Raw genomic sequence first — 23,411 nt, forward strand, 5'->3', positions numbered from 1 at the left:
TCACTCCGTCGAGTCGGGGCGGCGGGGTGTTCGGCACAAGCCTACGGAAAGCCTGCGTCTTTCGCGGCAGGGGTGAGTATGGCGTCCGCCATCCCCGCGAATCGGGGCTATATATCCGCTAACGATTTGCTTTCCGGTTGCCCTTTCGTTTGCGGCTTACAGCGCGGCCGCAATTTCCGCAGCATGATCAGTCCGATCGCACTGCCGATGACGATGGCCAGCGCGGTGCGCCCCGGCGTCGCGTCGTGTACCGCCACGTCCTCGCGCCAGTCCTCGACCCGGTCCGGCATCACCGACACCGCCGAAGGAAGGTAGAGCGCGGTGAGCGCGAGCACACCGCCGGGCGGGTAATGCGGCCGCACCGTCCCGCAGCAGTAACCCGCGGTCAACGCGATGATCGCGCTGATCACGGCGAAGGCGACGGTACCCGAGGACGTCGAGGTGACCTGGGCGAAGACCGTGATGCCGATGAGGAACAGGATGGCGAGAGCGGTCGAGGGCATCCGGGAGCCGATGAACAGTCCGGCGGCGGTCAACGCGATGAGTACCGCCGAGGTCCAGCCGGGCCGACCGCGTAGCCGACGGCGTCGACCGCCGCGCTGAGGCTCACGGCCAGGTACACGCCGGTGCCGTCGCGGCCGGGCAGCAGCATGGCCGCCGCTGTGGCGCTCACGATGGTCGCGGCGACGACGATCCCGATCTCGATCGCGTGACTCTCGGCGGGCAGTTTGCTGTACTGGCGGCCCAGCCATTCCGTGCCGGCCAGTACCACCAGCGCGAGCACCATGGCCGCGAGGATCGGCGTCACCGGCAGGGCGATCGCCATCCGCGGCGTCTTCGGCTCCTCGGTGCGCTTCCAGTTGTGCAAGGTGCTGATCACCAGCAGTGCCAGGGCGACGCCGATCATCCAGCGCGTCGGAGTCTCCAGCACCGCGTACGGATCCGCGTTGATGTCGAGCAGGTTCGCCAGATCGCCGAAGCCGAAGAATCCGACGCCGCCCACCGCGAACGCGGCGCCCGGCAACGGTCTGCGCAGCACAACGGCGCCCAGCGCGCCGAGCAGCACGGCGGCGCAGATCGAGTCGATGTAGTTCTGCGTGGTCAGCATCTCGGCCGTCGCCACGTGGCGTCCGGCGAAGTGATTGATCAGCTGGGCCAGCGCGGCGGCCGTCGCTGTGGCCCACCCGGTCAGCGGCCGCTTGGTCGTGGTGACCAGTACCGCGACCGCCACGGCGACGATCACTCCCAGCGCCGCGCTGCGCGGCACGCTGTTGAGCAGACCGGCGATCCGGTACGACGCGGACTGGCCTCGGGTGCTGACGGTGACCGGCAGGAACAGCGTGACACCCGCGACCGCGGCTCCCGTGAAGGCCGTGGCCGCGTCGACAATCTCGCCGACCCTGCGCACGGTTGTCGAACATACCCGTGGTGCGCGCGCGATCTAGCGATTGCCGAATATTCGCTCGAGAATGTCTCTCATAGGAAAATGGCGGATCAAACCAATTTGCCACAGATTGACTGTGGGGGGATGGCTGCTCGTTGCCTACCCGCGGCTGTCCGCATAGCGGCGCAACGTGTCGATCTGCGACGGATCCAGCGAGGGCCGGACCACCGTCTGGGCGGCCAGCACGTCCGCGGCGCTGACATCGGCGGCATGCATGTCCCGGCGCATCGCCGTGAGCGCGGACTCGCGCAGTAGCGCGGCGCAGTCGGCGGCGGAATAACCCTCCAATTCCTCCGCGAGGGCGTCGAGATCGACGTCGGCGGCCAGCGGCACCGCACGCCCCGCGGTGCGCAGGATCTCCCGTCGGGCGGCGGCGTCCGGCGGCGGTACGAAGACCAGCCGTTCGAGCCTGCCGGGGCGAAGCAGCGCCGGATCGATCAGCTCCGGCCGGTTGGTGGCGCCCAGCACCACCACGTCGCGCAGCGGCTCCACGCCGTCGAGTTCGGTGAGCAGCGCCGCGACCACCCGGTCGCCGACACCCGCGTCGGCACTTTGCCCGCGGCGTGGCGCCAGCGCGTCCACCTCGTCCAGGAAGATCAGCGACGGCGCGGAATCGCGTGCGCGCTGGAACAGTTCCCGCACCGCGCGCTCCGACGAACCCACCCACCGGTCCAGCAGTTCGGCGCCTTTGACCGCGTGCACGCTGAGCTGACCGGTACCGGCCAGCGCGCGCACCAGGAAGGTCTTGCCGCACCCGGGCGGGCCGTAGAGCAGCACCCCGCGCGGTGGCTCGATGCCGAGGCGGGCGAAGGAGTCGGGGTGCCGCAGCGGCCACAGCACCGCCTCGGTGAGCGCCTGCTTGGTTTCCGCCATGTCGCCGACGTCATCGAGGTGCAGGCTGCCGATGGCGAGTTCATCCATACCCGAGCGCGACAGCGGCCGGATGACCTCCAGCGCGCCGACCAGGTCGGGTTGGGTGAGCTGTGGATGGCCGTGCTCCCTGGCCCGCGATGCCGCGCGCAGCGCCGCCTCCCGGCACAGCGCCGCCAGATCGGACACCACGAATCCGGGTGTACGGGCCGCGATCTCCTCGAGTTTCAGATCCGCGGTCGGCACCCGGCGCAGCAGGTGCTCCAGCAGCGCCTTGCGCACGGCGGCGATGGGCAGCGGCAACGCGAGTTCGCGGTCGCACAGGTCCGGCGCCCGCAACCGCGGGTCGATGTCGGCGGGATGCGCCGTGGTGGCGATGAACGCGACGCAGGGTTCGGCGATCGCGGCCCGCAACTGGTCCAGGATGAGCGTGGCGACCGGCTCGGCGTCCGCGGGCAGCAGCGCGTCGATGTCGGTGATCAGCAGGACGCCGCCCTTGCCGCAGCCGATGTCGGCCACCGCCTCGGCGACCTCGCGCAGCCGCGCACCGCTCTCGGCGGCGCCGATGGTGGGGCCGTCCAGTTCCACTATGCGCCGCGGCGCCGCGACCGCGCGGGCCAGCGTGGCCTTGCCGACGCCGGCCGGGCCGGTGATCAGCACGCCGAGATGCGGTCGTGCGCCGAGGGTGCGCAACAGCTCCGGCTCGTCCAAGGCGAGGCTGAGCCACTCCTGGAGCTTCGCGGCCTGGGTGCGCGCGCCCGCCAGGTCTTCGACCGAGATGCTCGGTGTGACATCACCTGCCACCGCGACGCCGTCGGCACCCGTGACCACACGTGGGGCGACGGGTCCGCCCGCGCCGCGGGATGCCTCGTCCACCGTGAGCGGTGCTCCGGCCGAAGCCGGGATATCCCACCCGCCGACCGCGCCCGCACCCCAGGTCACCGAGGTATTCGGCTGCACGCTCACCGGGCCGCGCGGATCGGTGGCGGTGACGGTGAGCAGCTCTGTGGTCCAGGCGATGCCGAAGGTGCGCGACAGCGCCTGGGTGGCCGCCGCGGAGCTGATGTCGGGACCGAGGTCGCGCGGTAACAGGGAGACCGCGTCGCCGATCGTGACGACCTTCCCGAGCAACGCCTGCCGCAGCGTGGCGGCCGGAATCGTGCGGGTGGCGTGCAGCGAGCCGCTCACCGTGATCTGTTTCGCGCCGTAGACGGTCGCGGGGGAGACCACCACGGTCGCATCCTCGCGCAGCCCGGCGTTGGACAGCGTCACGTCGTCGAGCAGGGCGACTCCGGCGGGCGTTCCCTGCCGGGCGACGCCGACCACCGCGGCCGTGCGGCGGGAGCCGACCAGCATGATTCCGTCCCACTCGCGCAACCCGAGCGCGGTCAGCGCCTCCGGATGCAGCCGGACCACCCCGCGGCGGGCATCGGCGGCCGAGGGATTCAGGCGGGCGGTGAGTGCCAGTTCTGCCACTGTGCCATTCTGCCGCGCGGCCCGCGATCGGTCACGGTTCGTCGTCCCGCAATACGCGGACGGCTACTTCTTCACGATTCCGGCCGCGACCGCGACCGAGGTGTCGGCAACGCTCGGTGCCAGACAGACCAGCTTGGCGGTGCCCAGCGCGACGTTCGGGCTGCCGTCGAACGGGCCGCCGGGGTTCTCCGCCAGGATCTGCTCGATCAGCGCTTTCTCCTGGTCGGTGTCGAGCTTGCGGAACTCACCGCAGGTGGTGCTCGACGCGGGACCGAGGGAGGAATCGCGCTGCTTGGTCGTGACCGGGGCGTCGGTGTCCGACGGAGAACTCGGCGTCGCGGTGCCGGGAGCGGTCGTGGTGTGCGCGACCGAGGTGGATGTACTCGTGCTCGCGGCGCCTTTGCGCAATCCGTTCGCGTCGGCGGACTCGTCCCCTCCGCCGCAGCCTGCCAGCAGGAAACCCACCGTCCCGGCGATCAGGACGATGGCGGAAGTTCGTTTCATACCGTGCTTTCCCGGGTGGATCGTGGTGCCGGAGGCCCCGGCGTTCGCAGCAGCGTACCGGTTGCGGCGGGGTCAGTGGATGTGTGCCTGCCAATCCGCGGGAACCCGTTCGCGCGGGCCCGGCACGCCCTGATCCGCGGGATGACTGCGCGGTGGCGCCAATTCCGGTCCGCCGCTGTACATCTCTTCGGTCTCGAAGTTGTAGAACCACTCCTCGCCCGGTTCGAAACTCTGGATGAACGGATGGCCGGTGCTCTCGGCGTGCGCTGAGGCGTGCTGCGCGGGCGAGGTATCGCAGCACCCGATGTGCCCGCACTGCGCGCAGCGGCGCAGATGCACCCACCAGCCGGAGGTCTGCTCGCACTCCAGGCAACCAGGGCCGCTGGGTGGTACCGCGGGGTCGATGCCTGCGAATTGCTCGGTCATGACTGCCCTTCCGTATCGGTTGCGGCGACAGGCTCCTGTTCGGGGCGGCGCAGCGGCAGCCAGACGGTGAACCTGGTGTCGCCCGGCTCGGAGTCCACCCGGATGTCGCCGTTGTGCTTGTTGACCACGATGCGGAACGAGATGTCCAGCCCGAGGCCGGTGCCCTCGCCCATCGGCTTGGTGGTGAAGAACGGTTCGAAGATCCGGTTGCGGGCCTCCGGCGCGATGCCAGGCCCGGTGTCGCCGATCTCCACCACCGCGCAGTCGTTCTCGTGCCTGGTGCGGATGGTCAGCGTACCGGCGCCGTTCATCGCGTACACCGCGTTGTCGATCAGGTTGGTCCACACCTGGTTGAGCTCGGCCGCGTAGCACGGCACCTGCGGCAGGGCACGGTCGTATTCCTTGACCACGCGCACGCCGTCGCCGATCTTGCGGCTGAGCATCACCAGCGTGCTGTCCAGCAGGTCGTGGATGTCGACCACCTGGAACGGCGCACGGTCCATTTGCGAGTACTGCTTCGCGGCGCCGACCAGCGAGGAGATACGCGTCGTCGAGTCGGCGATCTCGTTCATCAGCAGCTCGGTCTCGATGGTGTAGTTCAGCCAGCGGATCGCCCCTTGGAACACCTGTTCCGGAGCGCCGTCCAGGGTGGCGGCCACCCGCTCGAGCCAGTCGGTGTCGAATCCGGCCTGCACGAAGTTCGGCGCGAGGTTCCAGCCGTCGGTGATCCCGTGCTCCTCGAGCCATTCGCCGAGCATGTCCTCGCGGTCGGCGGCCTCCATCGGCGTCAGTTCCGGCGCCTTCGCGACCTGGGCCGCCGCCTCCTCCTGCAGGCGCACCAAGGCGCCCAGGGACGCCGGGTCGAACTTGCCGTCCGCCATCATCGCCAGCTTGTGCCGCATGCCCGCGACCCGCTCGCGCAGGCCCGAGGTGGCGCGCACCGCGGCGGCGGCCGGGTTGTTCAGCTCGTGGGTGAGGCCCGCCGACAGCGAACCGAGCGCCAGCAGCCGTTCCCGCTCCCCGATGCGGGCGTTGGTGTTGCGGTTGCCGAAGAACACGCCCTCCAGCAGGTGCACTGCCATCGGGAACCACTCGTGCATCATCCGGGAGAAGACCTCGGCGTCGAGCACGTAGAACCGCGACGGCCGCGTCACCTGCATGGTCCCGCTATAGGTCTGGTCCACCTTCTCGCCGATATAGGACATCCAGGCGCCCGCGTAGGAACCCCGGTGCTCGGTGCGGACCAGCTCGATCTCCGCGCCGCCCGACTGTTTGGTGAGCACCACCTCGCCGTCCATCAGCACGTACAGGCAGGTGGCCGGCTCGCCCTCGCGGAAGACGAGGCCCGGTTCGATGGTCTCGATCCGCCCATCGGCGCACAGCCATGCCAGCTGCTCGTCGGTCAGCTTCTCGAACAGGAACAAACCGCGCAGCTCGGCGGGGTCGCACACCGACCGGCTGCTGCGGTCCGCGGTCTGGTTCGAAGTCATCTGCGGCCTCCTGGTTACGCGAGATAGCGGTGCACGAGCATGACGGCCATGGCGCCCTCGCCGACGGCGGAGGCGACGCGCTTGGCGGATTCGGCGTGCACGTCGCCCGCCACGAACACGCCGGGCACGCTCGTCTCGAGATGATGCGGTGACCGGGACAGCTCCCAGCCCGCGGGGCGCGCGCCGTCCACCATCAGGTCCGGCCCGGCGAGCACGTACCCGGCGCTGTCGCGGATGATCACGCCGTCGAGCCAATCGGTCTGCGGCGCGGCGCCGATGAACAGGAACAGCCGCTCCGCGTCGGCCTTCTCCTCGGCGCCGGTCTTGTTGTCGCGCAGCACGATCTGCTGCAGGTGATCGTCCCCGTCGGCGGCGATCACCTCGGTGTTGGTGTGCACCTCGATGTTCGCGATCTGCGCGATCTGCTGGATGAGGTAGTGCGACATCGACTGTTCCAGCGAATCCGCCCGGACCACCAGGTGCACCGTGCGCGCGTTGCGGGACAGGAACACCGCCGCCTGGCCCGCGGAGTTCGCGCCGCCCACGATGTAGACGTCGTGATCGGCGCACTCGGACGCCTCGGTCATCGCCGAACCGTAGTAGACGCCGCGCCCGGTGAAGTCGTCGACGCCAGGCGCCGGGTGGCGGCGGTAGTCGACACCGGTCGCGATGATCACGGTGTGCGCGCACAGGCTGCCGCCGTCGGCGAACCGCACGGTGCGCGCGGACCCGTTGACCTCCAGCCCGACCACCTCGCGCGTCGTGATCACCTCGGCGCCGAACTTCGCCGCCTGCCGCCGGGCCCGATCGGCCAGCTGCGCGCCGGACAGGCCGTCGGGGAAACCGAGGTAGTTCTCGATGCGCGAACTCTGCCCCGCCTGCCCGCCGGTGGCGGTCCGCTCGACGAGCACGGTGCGCAGACCCTCGGACGCGCCGTAGACCGCCGCGCCGAGACCGGCGGGGCCGCCGCCGACCACGATCAGGTCGTAGAACTCGCCCGCCGGATCGACGGTCAGGCCGACATTCTGGGCCAGTTCGCTGTCGGAGGGCTGGACGAGCGCCTCGCCCGCCGAAGTGATCACCACCGGACAGCGCTCGGGGTCGGCCCCCGCCGCTTCCAGCAGTCGCGCACCCTCGGGCTCGTCGGCCAGGTACCACCGGTAGGGCAGCTGGTTGCGGGCGAGGAACTCCCGCACCTGCGAGGATCGCGGCGACCAGCGATTGCCGATCACCTTGGTCTCGGTGACCGGCCGGTGCTCGCTGCTGCGCCAGGCGTCCAGCAGGCCGTCCAGCACCGGGTAGAGCTTCTCCTCCGGCGGGTCCCACGGCTTGAGCAGGTAATGGTCCAAGTCGACGACGTTGATCGCGTTGATCGCGGCGTTGGTGTCGGCATAGGCGGTCAGCAGCACGCGGCGCGCGTACGGGTGCAGGTCCATCGCCTGCTCCAAGAATTCGATGCCGTCCATGCCGGGCATCCGGTAGTCGGCGATCAGCACCGCGACGGGCTGGCCGCGCAGCTTCATCTCGCGCAGCGCGTCGAGCGCCTGAGCCCCCGATTCCGCGCGCAGAATCCGGTAATCGGCGCCGTAACGGCGGCGCAGGTCGCGGACGACCGCCCGGGAAACCCCCGGGTCGTCGTCGACGCTCAGGATGGCCGGTTTCGTAGCAGCGGGTGAAGTCACCTGACGAGTATGGAGCCTCTCGGCCCGGTCTGTCGTGGGCGTTCGCGCAGGGCTCAGAGCCGTCGACGCAAGACGAGATCCAGCTCACTCGGCGTGAGCAGACGCTCCAGGCGTTCTTCCGGGGCCGCGGCGCGAGCGCCGTGGGGGAACGCCGACCCGGCGCGCGCTGTCCGCCCGTCCTCGGGCTCGACAGCGGGAAGCAGCGGAACCTGGTCCGCGGGTTGCCGATGCAGCAGGGAGCGCAGTTTCACGGCCGATCACCTCACGTTGGTACGCCGAAATGTTGGAGGCAGTGTCTGTGCTTCGTGTATCTGTGATTGTGCGCCGTTCATTACAGCGGCCGGGGCGCGAGTAGCGGAAATGTGACGCAACTGCCCGTCCGTTTAAAATGTGCGCGACCAGTCCCACCGCGGTCGGACGGATGGCCGTCGGTCCGTCGCTCGTATCCCCGGAGGCAGCGTTGCCGAAAAACCTCGAAGCCAGCATCGACATCTCCGCACCCCCGGAGCGGGTGTGGGCGGTGGTCTCCGATCTGAAGCGGATGCCGGAGTTCAGCCCGCAGTGCGTGCGCATGCTGACGCTCGGCTCGCCCAAGGCGGGCGCCTGGACGCTCAACTTCAATCGTGACGGCAAGAAGTACTGGCCGACCACCTCGCGGATCGTGCGCTTCGAGCCGAACCGGGCGTTCGCCTTCCGGGTCAACGAGAACCGGACGGTGTGGAGCTACACCCTGGAACCGACCGAGTCCGGCACGCGGCTGATCGAGCGGCGGGACGTGCCCAACGGCACCACCTGGTTCTCCCGCAAGGCGATCGAGGCCGCGCTCGGGGGCGAGGCCCCCTTCGAGGAAGTGCTGGTGCGCGGCATGAACGAGACGCTGGGCAAGATCAAGACGGCGGTCGAAGCCGGCGCCTGAGCACGGGTCGCGCCAGGCGACCCGAATGCGCGTCACGCGGTGCTCGCCGCGATGTCACCGCGGCGAGCGCCGCGAGCGGCTCACTTCCAATGGGGCAGGTTCACGACCTGAGCCGCGTAGGACAGGCCGGCGCCGAACGCGATGAGCAGCGCGGTGTCACCCGGCTTGGACTCGCCCTTGCGCAGCAGCGCCTCCATGGCCAGCGGGATCGAGGCGGCCGAGGTGTTGCCCGCCTCCTCGATGTCGTTGGCCAGCGCGCAGTGCTCCGGCAACTTCAGCACCCGGGCCATGATCTCGATGATCCGGCCGTTGGCCTGGTGCGGGATCATCGCGTCCAGGTCCTCGGGGGACAGGCCCGCGCGGTCGATGGCGTCACGGCAGACCTTCTCCAGCGAGTGGGCGGCCCACCGGAACACCGCGGTGCCCTCCATGGCCAGATAGGGCCGCACCGCGTCCAGGCCCTTCTCGTCGATCTCGTGGAAGTACTCCATCCAGTCCTTGTCCTGCCGGATGGCGTGGTGCTGGGTGCCGTCCGAGCCCCAGACAGTGGGGCCGATGCCCGGCTCGTCGGAGGGGCCGACGATCACCGCGCCCGCGCCGTCGGCGAAGAGGAAGGCGGTGGAGCGATCGGTCGGATTGACCGTGTTCGTCAGTTTCTCCACGCCGATCACCAGCACATGCGCGGCGGTGCCCGCCCGGACCAGGTCCGACGCCAGCGCGATCGAATGGCAGAAGCCCGCGCAGCCCGCCGAGACGTCGAAGGCGGCGGCGCCGTTCATGCCGAGTTCGGTGGCGATGCGCGGGGCGGCGGCCGGCGTCAGCAGCAGATGGGTCGACGTAGCAACGATCACGCAATCGACTTGGTCCACCGCGATGCCCGACGATTCCAGCGCGCCGCGCGCGGCCGCGACGCTCATGCTCTGAATGGTCTCCGATTCGTCGGCGAACCGCCGGGTCTTGATGCCCGACCTGGTCCGGATCCACTCGTCGCTCGAGTTGATCGGACCCGCCACCTCGTCGTTGGTGACCACTCGAGCAGGGCGGTAAACGCCGAGCCCGAGGATCGCCGTGTGCTCTGCCCCGGTGGTCTGGGCGATTCGAGCAGCCATCTGCGTCTCCTATGTACCTGCGGCGGCGCCGCCGGGGATTCCCCGAAGCATCGAAATCGGTCCCTCATCAGCCACTGCCCATCAGCGGGATAGACATGAGGCTTCCTCATATTAGCTTGAAAGTCGCTCATCTGCCGCGCGTATTCCGACAATCGGTGGGTATCTCGTTCTCGCACGCCACCGCTGTACGAGGCGTGGCCCAACTAGGATGCGAGGACACCATGCTCGGTCTCGGGATTATCGGATGGATCATCATCGGCGGTCTTGCCGGATGGATCGCCAGCAAGATCATGAAGACGGACGCCCAGCAGGGCATTCTGCTCAATATCGTCGTCGGCGTGGTCGGCGGCCTGCTCGGTGGGTTCCTTCTGAAGTTGTTCGGAGTCGACGTCGAGGGCGGCGGGCTCTGGTTCAGCTTCTTCACCTGCCTGGCTGGGGCTGTCATCCTGCTGTTCCTGGTGCGACTGGTCACGGGGTCCCGGGTCAGGTCGTGACCGCGCGTGCCACAGGCTCCTTCCCGTAAGGTGTGAACGCTTGCGCCCGGCCTATCGTTGGGTAGGCGCAACCCGTTTGCATCGAGCACGAAAGAGGAGCCTGTGGCCCGCCGTCCCACCCCGCCCGGCACGCCTGAAACGACCGGAGTCGGCCATGTCGTCGACCTGGTCCGCAACGCGATCCCTCCGTTGCATCCCGCCGGGCTCCCGTTCGTCGCCGCACCTCTCGCGGTCGCCGTCGTCGGCGGCAAGCGCAAATGGGTGCGGCGTACTGGTCTGTTCGCCGCGGCGGCCTGCGCGACCTTCTTCCGGCACCCGCGTCGCGTGCCGCCGAACCGGCCGGGCGTCGTGGTCGCCCCCGCCGACGGCGAGATCGCGCTGGTCGACACCGCCGCTCCTCCCGCCGAGCTCGGTCTCGGTGACGCCCCGCTGCCGCGGGTGAGCATCTTCTTGTCCGTGCTGGACGTCCACGTGCAGCGCACGCCGGTCTCCGGCGTCGTGCGCACGGTGCTGCACCAGCCGGGCCAATTCCGTTCCGCTGACCTGCCCGAGGCGAGTTCGGTGAACGAGCGCAACAGCATGGTGCTGGAGACGCCGGAGGGCAGTCGGGTCGTGGTGGTGCAGATCGCCGGACTGCTCGCGCGCCGGATCGTCTGCGACGCCCAGGTCGGCGACGTGCTGACCATCGCGGACACCTACGGCCTGATCCGCTTCGGCTCGCGGGTCGACACCTACTTCCCGGCGGGCACCGAACTACTCGTGCAGCCCGGCCAGCGCACTATCGGCGGCGAGACCGTGCTCGCCGTGCTCGGCTCTCCCGCCGGCGCGTGATGGAAGCGGCGGTACCCACGCAGCGGCGCAGGCGGCGGAGCATCCGGCTGCTGCCCAGCATCGTCACCATCCTGGCGCTGTGCTCCGGGCTGTCCGCGGTGAAGTTCGGCCTGGACGGCAAACTCGGTATCGCGCTGGCCATGATCGGCGCGGCGGCCGTGCTGGACACCCTCGACGGCAGGCTGGCCAGGATGCTCGACGCCACCACCAAGATGGGCGCCGAGCTGGACTCGCTGTCGGACGCCATCTCCTTCGGCGTCGCTCCCGCGCTCGTCCTGTATGTGACGCTGCTCAGCAGCAACAGCGTGGGATGGATCGTCGCGCTGCTGTTCGCGGTCAGCATCGTGCTGCGCCTGGCGCGGTTCAACACCCTGATGGACGAGGACAACCGGCCGGACTGGGCGCGGGAGTACTTCGTCGGTGTGCCCGCCCCGGCGGGCGCGCTCATCGCGATGGTCCCGGTGGCGCTGTTCGTGCAGTTCGGCGACGGCTGGTGGGTCGGCTTCTACGAGGTCGCCGCGTGGACGGTGTTCGCCGCCGCGCTGGCGGTCAGCACCATCCCGACGCTGGCCATGAAATCGGTGTCGGTGGCGCCGCAGGCCGCGGCCGGGCTGCTGGTGCTGGTCGCGCTCGCCGCGGCGGCGCTGGTCACCTATCCGATCGTGCTGTTGCTGGTGCTGGTCGTGCTGTACCTGGGACATATCCCGTTCGCCTGGCATTCCCAGCGCTGGGTGGCCGCGCGTCCGGAGACGTGGACGCACAAACCCGCCGAGCGGCGTGCGCAACGGCGGGCGAGCCGGAGGCTGCCCGCGATCCGGCGTCCGGCCATCCCGCGTCCGGCGATCCGCGGCTCGGCGCGCCTGCGCCTGCGCCGCCCCGGGGCGAAGCAACGTGAGAACGGCCATCCGCCGCGGGACGCCGATTAGCCGGACGGACAATCGATCTCGTGAGCACATGGGTAACTCGCCGGGTACGCCCGAAGCCCGAGCGGCGCCGAACGCGGGACCTGCACGCGGATCTCGCGGCACCGACAGGTACGGCCTGAATACTCGGAGAGGCGGGACAGCGATGGAGTCCGACGGGTTGCGGGAATTCGAACTGCATCGGCCGCGCCTGTTCGCGCTCGCCTACCGGATGCTCGGCTCGGCGAGTGAGGCCGAGGACGCGGTGCAGGAGACCTACCTGCGCTGGGACGGCGTCGACCGAGCCGGTATCCGCTCCCCTGAGGCGTGGTTGACCACCGCGCTGGTGAATCTCTGCCGTACCTGGCTCGTTTCGGCGCGGGCGCGGCGGGAGAGCTACGTCGGGCCGTGGCTGCCCGAGCCGGTGCCGACCGCGCGCGGCGAACTCGGCCCGCTGGAGACCGTCGAGGAGCGCGAACAGGTCTCGCTCGCGCTGCTGACGGCACTGGAGCGGCTGACCCCGGTCGAGCGCGCCGTCTTCGTGCTGCGCGAGGCATTCGGATACGCGCATCGCGAGATCGCCGACATGCTCGACGTCACCGAGTCGAACTCGCAACAGATCTTCCGCCGGGCGGCCCAGCGCGTGCGAGAAGGCCGGGCCCGCTTCGGCATTCCGCCGGAGCATGCCCGCGAGCTGATCGAACGATTCCTGAAGGCGGCGCGCGACGGTGACATCGCGTCGCTGGAGCGGATGCTCGCTGCCGACGTGACCGCGACGGCCGACGGCGGCGGCAAGATCACCGCGGCGCGGCGGCCGATACACGGCGCGAATCAGGTGGCGCGGTACCTGGTGGGTCTGTCGCGCTGGGAGGTGCCGGGGACGCGGTTGCTCGTGGAAGAGGTCAACGGCGCGCCTGCCGTCGTCGCGCGGGTAAACGGTGCGCCGCTGGTCGTGCTGGGGATCGATGCGGCCGACGGCTCGGTCACGGCCCTGCGGTTGATCCTCAACCCGGACAAGCTGGCTTATTTCGCCGGCTCGGGCGGGTCGGTGGGGACGCTGCCGGACCGGCCGCGCCGTCCGCTGTGACGCGCTTCACGGCGCGGGACTGTCAGCAATCGGGGGGCCGTCCGGTCTGAAGGGTGTTGGCCGATCGAAAGGAGCCACATCATGACCGGACAGCATCGGATCGTCGTCCTCGGCGCCGGGTACGCGGGGCTGGCGGCGGCACGCAGGCTCGCTCGCACGGCGGGGGACGCCCGGATCACCGTGGTGGACGCCCACGCGTCGTTCGTCGAGCGAGTGCGACTGCACCAGCGGGCGGCCGGACAGCGGATCGCCACGTTGGACCTGCGGGAATCACTGCAACGCAGGGATATCGACTTCGTGCGCGCCCTGGCGACGGAGATCGACACGGCCGCGAAGCGCGTGGTGCTCGACGCGGGGCCCGCGGTCGAGTACGACGCCTTGGTCTACGCCCTCGGCAGCATCGCCGATGTCCAGAGCGTCCCGGGCGTCGCCGAACACGCGTATTCCATTGCGACGCAAGAAGACGTGCGCGACCTGTCCGATCTCGGCGGTCCGGTGGCGATCGTCGGTGCCGGAGCGACCGGCATTGAACTGGCGGCGGAACTCGCCGAATCCCGGCCCGGAACCCGGGTGCTGCTGCTCGGGTCGGAAGAGCCCGGCGCCTGGCTTTCGGCGCACGCGCAGGCGCACATCAGGCGGACGTTGGAGCGGCTCGGCGTCGAGATCGTGTCCGGCGCCAAGGTGATCGAAGTGACGCCCGAGGGGCCGCGCTCGGCCGACGGTTCCCTGGTCGAGGCCGCGGCGACGGTGTGGACCACGGGTTTCCGGGTGCCCGACCTGGCCGCCCGCTCCGGTCTGGCGGTCGATTCCGACGGCCGGGTGCGCACCGACGCCACCCTGCGTTCGGTGTCGCACCCGGACATCTTCGCCGCGGGTGACTCCGCCGTCGTCGCGGGGCCCGGCGGGCGAGATCTGCGCATGGCATGCGCCACGGCGTTGCCCACCGGCAAACACGCGGCCGATGCCGTCGTCGCGCGGATGCGTGGTCGCGAGCCGAAGGAGCTCCGGTTCCGCTATGTGCTCCATTGCCTCAGCCTGGGCCGCAGAGACGGAGTCGTGCAGGCCGTGCACGCCGACGACGCACCGGCTCGGACGGTGCTGACCGGGCGGACGGCGGCGTGGGTCAAGGAGCGCATCGTGCGCTTCGCGGCCGGGGCGGCGCGCCCCTGATTTCTATCGTCAACTAACGGTTGACGATAGGTCATCGTCAACTTATGGTTGACGTATGACCTCACAATTCCGCCTCGACGACCTGATCGACGGCATCAAGAAAGCCCGTCCCGACAACGTGCTCGAGCAACTGTCCGATGCCGTCGTCGTGGCGAATCACCTCGACGAAGTGGCCGACCACCTGATCGGCCACTTCGTGGACCAGGCCCGGCGCTCCGGCGCCTCGTGGACCGACATCGGCGCCAGCATGGGCGTCACCAAGCAGGCCGCCCAGAAGCGGTTCGTGCCCAAGGTGCCCGACCCGGCGGCGGCGGCGGCCATGGACCCGAACACGGGCTTCGCGCGCTTCACCCAGCGGGCACGCGCGGTCGTGATGGCGGCGCAGGAGGCGGCGCGCGCGGCGGGCAACCGCGAGATCGCGGTCGGGCACGTGGTGCTGGGGCTGCTCACTGAACCACAGGGCCTCGCGGTGCACGAACTCGTCCACCAAGGCGTCGCCGTCGACGTGATCTCCGCCGCCGCCTCCGCGTCCCTGCCACCGGCCGAGGGAGACGTCCCCGCGCTCGTGCCGTTCGGCGCGGAGGCCAAGAAGGTCCTCGAACTCACCTTCCGGGAGGCACTCCGGCTGGGGCACAACTACATCGGCACCGAGCACATCCTGCTCGCCCTGCTCGAGCAGGAGAACGGCGCCGGTCTGCTCAGCGATCTCGGCGTCGACAAGGCGAAGGCCGAAACGCATCTGAGCGAACTGCTCGCGTCCATCAGCTCCGAGAAATCCTGATCCGCGTGGGCGGTGGGAAGTTCCGTGCGCGGATCGCACTCGCCCTCGCGGTGTCCTCGCTGGTGATCGGTGTGGCCCGGCGATCGGCCAGGCACGGCATCCGCAACGTCGTCAACGGAGTGCGTGGCGCACGTGCCGCGCGGGCCCGTCATCGCCGGGCGCTGCGCACCCGGAGAGCCGGTATCGGCGGGCCGCGCCGGGCCGCGCCGGTAGAACACCACACGACCCGAGCGGCCTGATCACCCGCGCCCGGCCAGGCCGCCACCCCACCGTGGCCAGCGGGCCTGCGGTTTCGGCTCGGCGACCAGCGGCTCACGGTAGATGTCGGTGACGTAGAGGGGTAGTCGCGGTTCCAGCTCGGCGAGCAGGGGCAGTGCGCGTCCCCCTTGTGCCGCACGGTATTCCGGCATGGTCAGCCCGACGATCTGCAGGAACCGAAGGCGGCCGTTCGGGCTGTCGATGACGCCCAGTTCGGGATCGGTCGTGAAGCAGACGGCGTGACACGTGCAGTCGGGGTGGTCGGCCGCGATCGGCCCGTTCGTTTTGACGGTGTGTCCAGGTTCGAACCACTTGCCGGACTGGAAGACGTACCGGGCCAGGTCCTGCATGAAATTCGCCGGCCACGCGGGCGGTTCGGTGTCCTCGGGCCCGCGCGCCAGCCGGAAGGTGAATTCGAACCTCCAGCCGGACTCCGCCGGGTCGTCCCACTCCTTCTCGTGCAGCTCGGTCATCCCGTAGCTGATGTAATGCCAGTGCGGCACCGGGTCGGCGCGGGAGTACGCGCTGATCCCGTCGAGCGGGTCGGAACCGCCGAGGGACCACGGGTGGTCGGATGCCCAGTGGAAGGGCTCGATATCGCCGTACAGCGGCCGCAACGCATCATCGATCGCATCCCAGCCGGGTCGTTCACTCACGCAGCCACCATAGGCAGGGCGCATCCGGCCGTAGTCGGGGTGTCGAGCGCTGCGGCGCCTCAGGCATCCGGCACGTTGCGGGCGAGCTCCTCGAGCCAGGCCGCCGCGGACGCGTCGCTGGGCGCGCGCCAGTCGCCGCGCGGCGAGAGCGAACCGCCGGAGCCGACCTTCGGCGCGTTCGGCAGCGTCGAGCGCTTGAACTGGCTGGTCTGCACGAAGCGCAGCAGGAACTCACCCAGCCAGTGCTTGATCGTGGCGAGGTCGTAGGCGTTGCGCTGATCGGCGGGGACGAGGTCGGGCCAGCGGCCGGTGGCGGCATCGGACCAGGCGTGCCTGGCCAGATAGGCCACGCGGCTGGGGCGGTAGCCGAAGCGCAACAGGTAATAGAGGTGGAAATCCTGTAGTTCGTACGGGCCGACGGTGGCCTCCGAGCTCTGGCCAGGCGCGGAGGAGTCGGCGTTCGGGATCAGCTCGGGGGAGATCTCGGTGCGCAGGATCGACGAAAGCACCTCGCCCGCTTCCGCGCCGAGCTGCTCGGTGTCCACCGCCCAGGCGATCAGGTATTTGATCAGCGTCTTGGGCACCGACGCGTTGACGCTGTAGTGCGCCATATGGTCCCCGACGCCGAATGTGCACCAGCCCAGCGCCAGTTCGCTGAGGTCGCCGGTGCCCACCACCAGCGCGCCGTGCATATTGGCCAGCCGGAACAGATGCGAGGTCCGCTCACCGGCCTGCACGTTCTCGTAGGTGATGTCGTACCGCGGCGCGCCGTCGGCGGCCGGGTGGCCGAGGTCGCGCAGCATCTGCGTGGCCGAGGGGCGGATGTCGATCTCGCGCGCCGTGACGCCGAGGGCGGCCATCAGCCGGTGCGCGTCGGTCTTGGTCCTGGTACTGGTCGCGAAGCCGGGCATGGTGTAGGCCAGCACGTTCGCCCGCGGCAGGCCGAGCCGGTCCATCGTCTTGGCCGCGACGATCAGCGCCTGGGTGGAGTCCAAGCCGCCGGACACCCCGATCACCACGCGTTGCGTGCCGGTCGCGCGCAACCGCGTGCTCAGGCCCTCGACCTGGATGTGGTGCACCTCGGCGCAGCGCTCGTTGCGCAGCGCCGGGTCGGCGGGAACGTAGGGGAAGCGCTCGATCTCGCGCTCCAGCGCGACCGGATCCTCGGGGATCGGCAGCCGCACGTCGATGCGTCGCAGCGCGGCCAGCCGGTCGCGGTGGTCGTGCACGTTGTCGGCGAAGCTGGTGGTGCGCAGACGATCCGCGGCGAGGCGGCGCAGGTCCAGGTCGGCGGTGACCAGCTGGGGATGATCGCAGAACCGCTCCCCCTCCGCGAGCAGGTCGCCGTTCTCGCAGATCAGCGCCTGCCCGTCCCAGGCGAGATCGGTCGTCGACTCCCCGGTTCCTGCGGCGGAGTACAGATACGCCGCGAGGTAGCGCGCCGAATGCGAGGTGCACAGCGATCGCCGGTAGTCCGCCTTGCCGATCACGATATTGCTCGCGGACAGGTTGATCAGCACGGTCGCCCCGGCCAGCGCGGCGAAGCCGCTGGGCGGCAACGGAACCCACCCGTCCTCGCAGATCTCCAGGTGGAAGACGAAGTCGTCCAGATTGCTCGCCCGGAACAGCAGATCGGAGCCGAACGGCGCCCGGTGCCCGGCGACGGTGACGTGATCCTCCAGCACCTCCCGCGCCGCCGCGAACTGGCGTTTCTCGTAGAACTCCCGATAGTTCGGCAGGTAGCTCTTCGGTGCGACGCCCAGCACGATGCCACGGCAGATCGCGATCGCGCAGTTGAACAACCGGTGGTGAGCGCGCACCGGGGCGCCCACCACGAGCACCGTGTCGATATCCGTGCTCGCCGCGACGAGCCGGGCCAGCGCCGCCTCGACCGCGGCGTCCAGCGCGTCCTGGTGGAACAGGTCGTCGGCGGTGTACGAGGAGAGTCCCAGCTCGGGGAACACCGTCAGCACGGCACCGGCCGCCGCGGCCCGCCCGGCCAGCTCCACGGTCTGCTCGACGTTGTAGGCCGGGTCGGCCACCCGTACCCGGGGGACCGCGACCGCCACCCGCGCGAAGCCGTGCCGGTACAGCGAATCGAACGGCAGGTCGGTCACCCGCGTCCCCTTCCGGGATGAGGTCGATCATGATCCCCTCGGAATCTACGCCGCCGCGGGCGAGCGGGCGCGGCGGCGATTCTGCGGATGACCCGGCAGCGGCCTCGTGACCTGCACTTCTGCCGCTGGGGGCGGGAGGCGCGAATCGTCCGGCCGGAGATGTGAACCGCCGGCGGCTAAGCTATAGCAATGGCGGATGACACGGATTCCGACCTAATAGCGGGGGAACGGCGCGCAGATCTGCTGCGCGCGCTTTCGTATGTGTCCACCGAGTCCCAACCGGACGGCAGCTATGTGCTGAACGGCGACCTTCCGCCGGACGTCGCCCCGCCGTTCATTCGCGCCATCATGCGGGTGGAGGCGGAGTTGCTGCTGCACGATGCCGAGCTCGTCACCGTCGAGGGCGGAGAGCCCCGCACGCCGGAGGAACGGCGCACCGACGCGTTCGTCGCGCTGGTCTTTCGCGTGGACGACCGGCGCTAGCCCGGCGCGGACCTTGCACTCGCCACCCTAGAGTGCTAAGAATGCTTTTGGCACTCCCTATCGGTGAGTGCCAGGTCGGGACGGTGAGACCGGGTTCCGTAGACACCCTCGGTCGTCCGTCGCGGGCACCGAACCTGGCCAGCGTAACTGGGGCGACCCGACCAGCGGTCGTCCTGTGTGTCAGCCATCCACATGGAGGATCTCAACAACGCCATGGCCAAGACAATTGCGTATGACGAAGAGGCCCGCCGCGGCCTCGAGCGGGGCCTCAACAGCCTCGCCGACGCGGTCAAGGTGACGCTGGGCCCCAAGGGTCGCAACGTTGTCCTGGAGAAGAAGTGGGGCGCTCCCACGATCACCAACGATGGTGTGTCCATCGCCAAGGAGATCGAGCTGGAGGACCCGTACGAGAAGATCGGCGCCGAGCTGGTCAAGGAAGTCGCCAAGAAGACCGACGACGTCGCGGGCGACGGCACCACCACCGCGACCGTGCTCGCCCAGGCGCTGGTGCGCGAGGGTCTGCGCAACGTCGCGGCCGGCGCGAACCCGCTGGGCCTGAAGCGCGGGATCGAGAAGGCCGTCGAGGCCGTCACCGCCAAGCTGCTCGACACCGCCAAGGAGATCGACACCAAGGAGCAGATCGCTGCTACCGCGGGCATCTCGGCGGGCGACTCGTCCATCGGTGAGCTGATCGCCGAGGCCATGGACAAGGTCGGCAAGGAAGGCGTCATCACCGTCGAGGAGAGCAACACCTTCGGGCTCCAGTTGGAGCTCACCGAGGGTATGCGCTTCGACAAGGGCTACATCTCCGGCTACTTCGTCACCGACCCGGAGCGTCAGGAAGCGGTCCTCGAGGACCCGTACATCCTGCTGGTCGGCTCGAAGATCTCGACCGTCAAGGACCTGCTGCCGCTGCTGGAGAAGGTCATCCAGGCCGGCAAGCCGCTGCTGATCATCGCCGAGGACGTCGAGGGCGAGGCCCTGTCGACCCTGGTCGTGAACAAGATCCGCGGCACCTTCAAGTCCGTCGCCGTCAAGGCGCCCGGCTTCGGTGACCGCCGTAAGGCGCAGCTGGCCGACATCGCCATCCTGACCGGTGGCGAGGTCATCAGCGAAGAGGTCGGCCTCTCGCTGGAGAGCGCGGGCGTCGAGCTGCTCGGCCAGGCGCGCAAGGTCGTCGTCACCAAGGACGAGACCACCATCGTCGAGGGCGCGGGCGACCCGGAGGCCATCAAGGGCCGGGTTCAGCAGATCCGCACCGAGATCGAGAACTCCGACTCGGACTACGACCGCGAGAAGCTGCAGGAGCGCTTGGCCAAGCTGGCCGGCGGTGTCGCGGTGATCAAGGCGGGCGCGGCCACCGAGGTGGAGCTCAAGGAGCGCAAGCACCGCATCGAGGACGCCGTTCGCAACGCGAAGGCGGCCGTCGAGGAGGGCATCGTCGCCGGTGGTGGCGTGGCCCTGCTGCAGTCGGCTCCGGCGCTGGATGAGCTGAAGCTCACCGGCGACGAGGCCACCGGTGCGAACATCGTGCGGGTCGCGCTGTCGGCTCCGCTGAAGCAGATCGCGTTCAACGCGGGCCTCGAGCCCGGTGTGGTCGCCGAGAAGGTGTCGAACCTGCCCGCGGGTCACGGCCTGAACGCCGACTCGGGCGAGTACGAGGACCTGCTGGCCGCCGGCGTCGCCGACCCGGTCAAGGTCACCCGTTCCGCGCTGCAGAACGCGGCTTCGATCGCGGCCCTGTTCCTGACCACGGAGGCCGTTGTCGCCGACAAGCCGGAGAAGTCCGCCGCTCCCGCCGGCGACCCGACCGGTGGCATGGGCGGCATGGACTTCTGAGTCCCGCCACCCGGCAACACAGTTCGAACCGGAAGCCGGTCCACCGCGAGGTGGGCCGGCTTCCGGCGTTTTCGCGCGTCAGATTCCGTCGAGGGTGACGACCGTTGGCCGGAGATGCCGCCAGCGCCCTCGTGCAGCGGTGACTCGCCGACTCACCTTGGCACAGGCCAGAAACCAGTCTCGCCGATCGTGATCACGCAGGGCTGATTCAGCACCCCGGCCTTGTAGACGGCTTCATCGAGGTGGGTCGCCATCAGGAGCATCCATGTCTTCCACGGAGTACCCGCGCCCACCGGTTTTCCGGTATTCGCCGCGAGCCGTAGGTAGTAGTCATGGAGTTCCTGGTCGGTTACCGCGAAGGTCAGCGGGGGTTCCACAGGCGATTCATCGATTGCCGTGATCTGCAACCGACCAGTGTCATCGCGGCTGATCTGGTATCCGGACTCGGTCCCGGCACGAATAACCGACTCGGTGAGTTCTTCCACACTGGGCTCATGCTTTTCCACGACATCCTCCTCCAGGGAAGGCAGTGATCACTATCCCGCCCTCACTCACGATCACGGTGGGTTGGACGGTCTTGGCTATCGCTCCGGTAACGCGGTTGACCAGGTAGATCTGCCCCGTGTAACAGTACCGGCCGCCGCTCTGCGGGCCGTGCCAGTCGGGTGCGTCGTGAGCCTTGGCGATTGCCATATCGGCAATGTCGCGCCAGTTGCGGCCCTCGATTGCGGCGAGCCCTTCCCATTCGCTCATGTGACCGGCCTGGATATGCCGATACCCGTGGTCTTTATTCCCGCACAGCAGCTTCCATTCGCCGAAGGTTGTGACTACCTTGTCCTCGGGCGAGCTGATTCCACAAGCTCCCTACGGGAACGAGGCGTGAGCCACCGGACTCGGCATCAGGCCCATGACCGGCGCCACTGTTGCCGCTGTAGCTATTACAAGTGCCGATATCTTCAACTCGACCCCCCACGTCGCGCACCAATTGGTGCTTCTACCTATAACTTTGCTGCATCCGCCAATGAGGGCTTCGTCGTCAGCCAGGCGCACCCCGAGCCTCGAGCGGGATGGAGGAGCGCAATCCACGCCAACCGACCTCATTGCCTTACACCTGAATTCGACGCGTGCGGTGCGCTCCCGGTTCCATACCAACGGAGATCTTCTCGTTGCATCCGGCTTCCGGCGTTTTCGCGCGTCAGATTCCGTCGAGGGTGACGACGGCGAACGGCGTCCTCGGGTTGCCGGGCCCCATCGGGCCGCCCTTGTCGAATTGGGAGGAGACGATCAGGGTTCGGTCACCGGCGCGGGCCAGCGTCGTCGGGATGGACAGCGCCTCGTCGGTGCGCTGCTGTGCCAGCGTCACGGTGGAGCCGTCGTCGGAGACGGTCCAGCGGCTGATCGTGTTGGTCGTGTTGTGGACGGCCCACAGGGTGCCCTCGCGCAGTTCCAGTCCGTCGCCCTGCCGGAGATCGCCGCCGCGCAGGGCGACCTTGCTGATCGGATTCGCTTCCGGCGTCAACGCGATGCGGTACAGGTCACCGCGCGGCATGTCGACCGTGAGCAGGTAACGGCCCGCCGGATCGGCGACGATGCCGTTGAGGCTGAAGCCGCCCGGCTCGATCGGCGGCAGGATGGAGCGCAGGTCGAACTGCGGAGTCAGTTCCCCGCGCCCGCCCTGTGCTCTGGCGAGGGCCAGTTGATCGGGAGTGACGCGATAGACCACCGCCCGCGTGCTGTCGGTCAGATACGCCGTGCCATCCGGGGTGATGGCGAGATCGTTCACGAAGCGGGGATCGCTTCCGGGCACGGTGAAGTCTGCGAGCAGGGCGCGGGTCGCGACGTCGTACACCGCGACGCCCGTGGTCGAGTCCGTCACCCACAGCCGCCCGGCCGGGTCGACTTTCAGGCCGTTGGCGGTCTTGTGGTTGTTGGCGCCTTCGGGCAGGAAGACCTCGGCGCGATGGGCATCCGGTGTCGCGCGGTAGACGGCGCCGGTGGTGTAGGACCCGACGTAACTGTCTCCGGTGCGTGCGTCGACCGCGATCCCCTCCGGGTAGACGTGGTCGCCCGGCAGTTCGTAGGCGGTGTGGACGGGGCCGCTCGGCGTATCGCCGGTGCCGCAGGCCATGAGAGTGACGCAGGCGCTTCCTGCGGCCAGGCTCGACAGCAGGCGGGACAGGGCATGGGACATCGGTCTACCTCTTAGGGTTCGCTCTAACGAATTTGTTCACACTTGAGAATGAGCACAAATTTAAGTTAGAACTCTAATGATCGTCAAGGCTAGAACGATAAGTTGTGCGGATACCATGCGTTTATGACGTCCTTGCCCGCCGCCGAACGGATCGGTTCGTATCTCAAACGTGCCGAGCAGTCCCTCAACACGGCGAAGAACGCCGCGTTGAAGCCGGCGGGCGTCACCGTGCCGCAGTACGCCGCACTGCTGTTCCTCGCGGAGAACCCCGGCATCTCGGCCGCCGCCCTGGCCCGGCTCTGCGGCGTCACCCCGCCCTCGATGAACACCGTGCTGAGCAACCTCCAAGACCGCGGGCTGATCGAGCGCACGCAGCACCCGTGGCACAAGAACGTCTTGGAGACCACACTGACCGAGAAGGGCGCGGCGGTGATGCGCGACGCGGACGCCCGCGCGGTCCGCGTCGAACGAGCCCTGGCCGAGGCATTCACCGACGCCGAACGAGCTGCCTTGCAGGACTTGCTGATTCGATGCGCCGATCGGCTCGACTCGATCCGGCCCGATCCGGCCGCTTAGCCATCCACGGACAGAAATCGGGCGCACCCGCGACCGGATCGGCCGCTCACGGCCACGGAGTCGCCGAACGACGATGTTCGGCGCCCTCCGGTCGGTGGTGCGATGGGGC

At 69.1% G+C, this 23,411-nt stretch carries 25 protein-coding genes; 11 read left to right on the forward strand and 14 right to left on the reverse strand.

The window, feature by feature from the left end; genetic code table 11:
- Positions 1-107: 107 nt before the first annotated feature.
- From ACZ6DL_RS10710 to ACZ6DL_RS10745, 8 genes are all read right to left on the reverse strand, one after another.
- Positions 108-536: a hypothetical protein gene (locus ACZ6DL_RS10710; protein WP_466050291.1), complete on the reverse strand. Its 429-nt coding sequence runs from the start codon at positions 534-536 to the stop codon at positions 108-110.
- The gene (locus ACZ6DL_RS10715; protein WP_466050292.1) at positions 533-1,408 is read right to left on the reverse strand and encodes a hypothetical protein; all 876 of its coding nucleotides are present in this window, start codon (positions 1,406-1,408) and stop codon (positions 533-535) included. The genes ACZ6DL_RS10710 and ACZ6DL_RS10715 overlap by 4 nt, the downstream gene beginning before the upstream one ends.
- Positions 1,409-1,543: 135 nt before the next feature.
- The gene (locus tag ACZ6DL_RS10720) at positions 1,544-3,790 is read right to left on the reverse strand and encodes an AAA family ATPase (protein ID WP_466050293.1); all 2,247 of its coding nucleotides are present in this window, start codon (positions 3,788-3,790) and stop codon (positions 1,544-1,546) included.
- 63 nt (positions 3,791-3,853) lie between these two features.
- Positions 3,854-4,294 (reverse strand): hypothetical protein, encoded by a 441-nt coding sequence (locus tag ACZ6DL_RS10725; RefSeq protein ID WP_040870630.1) that lies wholly within the window; start codon positions 4,292-4,294, stop codon positions 3,854-3,856.
- A gap of 72 nt (positions 4,295-4,366) precedes the next feature.
- Entirely contained in the window at positions 4,367-4,720 is a 354-nt protein-coding gene (locus ACZ6DL_RS10730) for a UBP-type zinc finger domain-containing protein (RefSeq protein ID WP_062967972.1), read from the reverse strand.
- On the reverse strand, positions 4,717-6,210 hold the full coding sequence (locus ACZ6DL_RS10735) for an ATP-binding protein (RefSeq protein ID WP_466050294.1): 1,494 nt from the start codon (positions 6,208-6,210) through the stop codon (positions 4,717-4,719). Before ACZ6DL_RS10735 ends, ACZ6DL_RS10730 begins: the two co-directional genes overlap by 4 nt.
- 14 nt (positions 6,211-6,224) lie before the next feature.
- Positions 6,225-7,892, reverse strand: coding sequence for an NAD(P)/FAD-dependent oxidoreductase (locus tag ACZ6DL_RS10740; RefSeq protein ID WP_466050295.1), 1,668 nt, complete (start codon positions 7,890-7,892; stop codon positions 6,225-6,227).
- A gap of 53 nt (positions 7,893-7,945) precedes the next feature.
- Complete coding sequence (locus ACZ6DL_RS10745) at positions 7,946-8,143, reverse strand: hypothetical protein (RefSeq protein WP_466050296.1); 198 nt, start codon at positions 8,141-8,143, stop codon at positions 7,946-7,948.
- Between the two features lie 209 nt (positions 8,144-8,352).
- On the opposite strand from ACZ6DL_RS10745, the gene ACZ6DL_RS10750 reads away from it, so the two are divergent.
- Positions 8,353-8,808, forward strand: a complete 456-nt coding sequence (locus ACZ6DL_RS10750; protein WP_393232603.1) for an SRPBCC family protein — start codon at positions 8,353-8,355, stop codon at positions 8,806-8,808.
- 80 nt (positions 8,809-8,888) lie between these two features.
- Here the strand turns inward: ACZ6DL_RS10750 and ACZ6DL_RS10755 are convergent, their stop codons facing one another.
- Positions 8,889-9,917 carry a beta-ketoacyl-ACP synthase III gene (locus ACZ6DL_RS10755; protein ID WP_393232605.1) on the reverse strand — a complete coding sequence of 343 codons (1,029 nt, stop codon included), beginning with the start codon at positions 9,915-9,917 and terminating at the stop codon, positions 8,889-8,891.
- A gap of 221 nt (positions 9,918-10,138) precedes the next feature.
- Here ACZ6DL_RS10755 and ACZ6DL_RS10760 point away from each other — a divergent pair, with 221 nt between their 5' ends.
- The 7 genes from ACZ6DL_RS10760 to ACZ6DL_RS10790 all read left to right on the forward strand — a co-directional run bounded on the left by ACZ6DL_RS10760 (position 10,139) and on the right by ACZ6DL_RS10790 (position 15,421).
- Entirely contained in the window at positions 10,139-10,411 is a 273-nt protein-coding gene (locus ACZ6DL_RS10760) for a GlsB/YeaQ/YmgE family stress response membrane protein (protein ID WP_062967980.1), read from the forward strand.
- A gap of 102 nt (positions 10,412-10,513) precedes the next feature.
- Positions 10,514-11,242, forward strand: coding sequence for a phosphatidylserine decarboxylase (locus ACZ6DL_RS10765; RefSeq protein WP_466050297.1), 729 nt, complete (start codon positions 10,514-10,516; stop codon positions 11,240-11,242).
- A complete protein-coding gene (locus ACZ6DL_RS10770; protein ID WP_062967984.1) occupies positions 11,242-12,168 on the forward strand; it encodes a CDP-alcohol phosphatidyltransferase family protein in 927 nt (308 codons plus the stop codon). Before ACZ6DL_RS10765 ends, ACZ6DL_RS10770 begins: the two co-directional genes overlap by 1 nt.
- Positions 12,169-12,310: 142 nt before the next feature.
- Complete coding sequence (locus tag ACZ6DL_RS10775) at positions 12,311-13,231, forward strand: RNA polymerase sigma-70 factor (RefSeq protein WP_466050298.1); 921 nt, start codon at positions 12,311-12,313, stop codon at positions 13,229-13,231.
- 81 nt (positions 13,232-13,312) lie between these two features.
- Positions 13,313-14,401, forward strand: coding sequence for an NAD(P)/FAD-dependent oxidoreductase (locus ACZ6DL_RS10780; RefSeq protein WP_466050299.1), 1,089 nt, complete (start codon positions 13,313-13,315; stop codon positions 14,399-14,401).
- A 55-nt stretch (positions 14,402-14,456) separates the two neighbouring features.
- On the forward strand, positions 14,457-15,182 hold the full coding sequence (locus ACZ6DL_RS10785; RefSeq protein WP_466050300.1) for a Clp protease N-terminal domain-containing protein: 726 nt from the start codon (positions 14,457-14,459) through the stop codon (positions 15,180-15,182).
- A gap of 5 nt (positions 15,183-15,187) precedes the next feature.
- A complete protein-coding gene (locus tag ACZ6DL_RS10790; protein WP_466050301.1) occupies positions 15,188-15,421 on the forward strand; it encodes a hypothetical protein in 234 nt (77 codons plus the stop codon).
- Here ACZ6DL_RS10790 and ACZ6DL_RS10795 read toward each other — a convergent pair whose 3' ends face one another.
- Together ACZ6DL_RS10795 and ACZ6DL_RS10800 are read right to left on the reverse strand one after the other, a co-directional pair.
- Positions 15,422-16,096 carry a suppressor of fused domain protein gene (locus ACZ6DL_RS10795; RefSeq protein ID WP_466050302.1) on the reverse strand — a complete coding sequence of 225 codons (675 nt, stop codon included), beginning with the start codon at positions 16,094-16,096 and terminating at the stop codon, positions 15,422-15,424.
- Between the two features lie 59 nt (positions 16,097-16,155).
- Positions 16,156-18,213: an NAD(+) synthase gene (locus ACZ6DL_RS10800; protein WP_466050303.1), complete on the reverse strand. Its 2,058-nt coding sequence runs from the start codon at positions 18,211-18,213 to the stop codon at positions 16,156-16,158.
- A gap of 189 nt (positions 18,214-18,402) precedes the next feature.
- Between ACZ6DL_RS10800 and ACZ6DL_RS10805 the strand changes: the two genes are divergently transcribed.
- Positions 18,403-18,696 carry a hypothetical protein gene (locus tag ACZ6DL_RS10805; RefSeq protein ID WP_466050304.1) on the forward strand — a complete coding sequence of 98 codons (294 nt, stop codon included), beginning with the start codon at positions 18,403-18,405 and terminating at the stop codon, positions 18,694-18,696.
- A 213-nt stretch (positions 18,697-18,909) separates the two neighbouring features.
- Complete coding sequence (gene groL, locus ACZ6DL_RS10810; RefSeq protein WP_062968339.1) at positions 18,910-20,535, forward strand: chaperonin GroEL; 1,626 nt, start codon at positions 18,910-18,912, stop codon at positions 20,533-20,535.
- Positions 20,536-20,687: 152 nt separating this feature from the next.
- Here the strand turns inward: groL and ACZ6DL_RS10815 are convergent, their stop codons facing one another.
- The 3 genes from ACZ6DL_RS10815 to ACZ6DL_RS10825 form a co-directional block, all read right to left on the reverse strand.
- Positions 20,688-21,041 (reverse strand): hypothetical protein, encoded by a 354-nt coding sequence (locus ACZ6DL_RS10815; protein ID WP_157113847.1) that lies wholly within the window; start codon positions 21,039-21,041, stop codon positions 20,688-20,690.
- Positions 21,028-21,288 carry a hypothetical protein gene (locus ACZ6DL_RS10820; RefSeq protein ID WP_357109251.1) on the reverse strand — a complete coding sequence of 87 codons (261 nt, stop codon included), beginning with the start codon at positions 21,286-21,288 and terminating at the stop codon, positions 21,028-21,030. The genes ACZ6DL_RS10815 and ACZ6DL_RS10820 overlap by 14 nt, the downstream gene beginning before the upstream one ends.
- 442 nt (positions 21,289-21,730) lie before the next feature.
- A complete protein-coding gene (locus ACZ6DL_RS10825; RefSeq protein WP_466050305.1) occupies positions 21,731-22,726 on the reverse strand; it encodes an SMP-30/gluconolactonase/LRE family protein in 996 nt (331 codons plus the stop codon).
- Positions 22,727-22,849: 123 nt separating this feature from the next.
- On the opposite strand from ACZ6DL_RS10825, the gene ACZ6DL_RS10830 reads away from it, so the two are divergent.
- Positions 22,850-23,302 (forward strand): MarR family winged helix-turn-helix transcriptional regulator, encoded by a 453-nt coding sequence (locus ACZ6DL_RS10830; protein ID WP_466050306.1) that lies wholly within the window; start codon positions 22,850-22,852, stop codon positions 23,300-23,302.
- The last annotated feature ends 109 nt before the right edge of the window (positions 23,303-23,411 follow it).

The organism is Nocardia sp. NPDC041819 (genome assembly GCF_055590505.1).

Coding starts and splice junctions, on each gene's coding strand:
- ACZ6DL_RS10785 (WP_466050300.1), top strand. CDS start 14,457: ATGACCTCACAATTCCGCCTCGACGACCTGATCGACGGCATCAAGAAA.
- groL (WP_062968339.1), top strand. CDS start 18,910: ATGGCCAAGACAATTGCGTATGACGAAGAGGCCCGCCGCGGCCTCGAG.
- ACZ6DL_RS10725 (WP_040870630.1), bottom strand. CDS start 4,294: ATGAAACGAACTTCCGCCATCGTCCTGATCGCCGGGACGGTGGGTTTC.
- ACZ6DL_RS10770 (WP_062967984.1), top strand. CDS start 11,242: ATGGAAGCGGCGGTACCCACGCAGCGGCGCAGGCGGCGGAGCATCCGG.
- ACZ6DL_RS10820 (WP_357109251.1), bottom strand. CDS start 21,288: ATGAGCGAATGGGAAGGGCTCGCCGCAATCGAGGGCCGCAACTGGCGC.
- ACZ6DL_RS10775 (WP_466050298.1), top strand. CDS start 12,311: ATGGAGTCCGACGGGTTGCGGGAATTCGAACTGCATCGGCCGCGCCTG.
- ACZ6DL_RS10830 (WP_466050306.1), top strand. CDS start 22,850: ATGACGTCCTTGCCCGCCGCCGAACGGATCGGTTCGTATCTCAAACGT.
- ACZ6DL_RS10825 (WP_466050305.1), bottom strand. CDS start 22,726: ATGTCCCATGCCCTGTCCCGCCTGCTGTCGAGCCTGGCCGCAGGAAGC.
- ACZ6DL_RS10730 (WP_062967972.1), bottom strand. CDS start 4,720: ATGACCGAGCAATTCGCAGGCATCGACCCCGCGGTACCACCCAGCGGC.
- ACZ6DL_RS10760 (WP_062967980.1), top strand. CDS start 10,139: ATGCTCGGTCTCGGGATTATCGGATGGATCATCATCGGCGGTCTTGCC.
- ACZ6DL_RS10735 (WP_466050294.1), bottom strand. CDS start 6,210: ATGACTTCGAACCAGACCGCGGACCGCAGCAGCCGGTCGGTGTGCGAC.
- ACZ6DL_RS10755 (WP_393232605.1), bottom strand. CDS start 9,917: ATGGCTGCTCGAATCGCCCAGACCACCGGGGCAGAGCACACGGCGATC.
- ACZ6DL_RS10780 (WP_466050299.1), top strand. CDS start 13,313: ATGACCGGACAGCATCGGATCGTCGTCCTCGGCGCCGGGTACGCGGGG.
- ACZ6DL_RS10805 (WP_466050304.1), top strand. CDS start 18,403: ATGGCGGATGACACGGATTCCGACCTAATAGCGGGGGAACGGCGCGCA.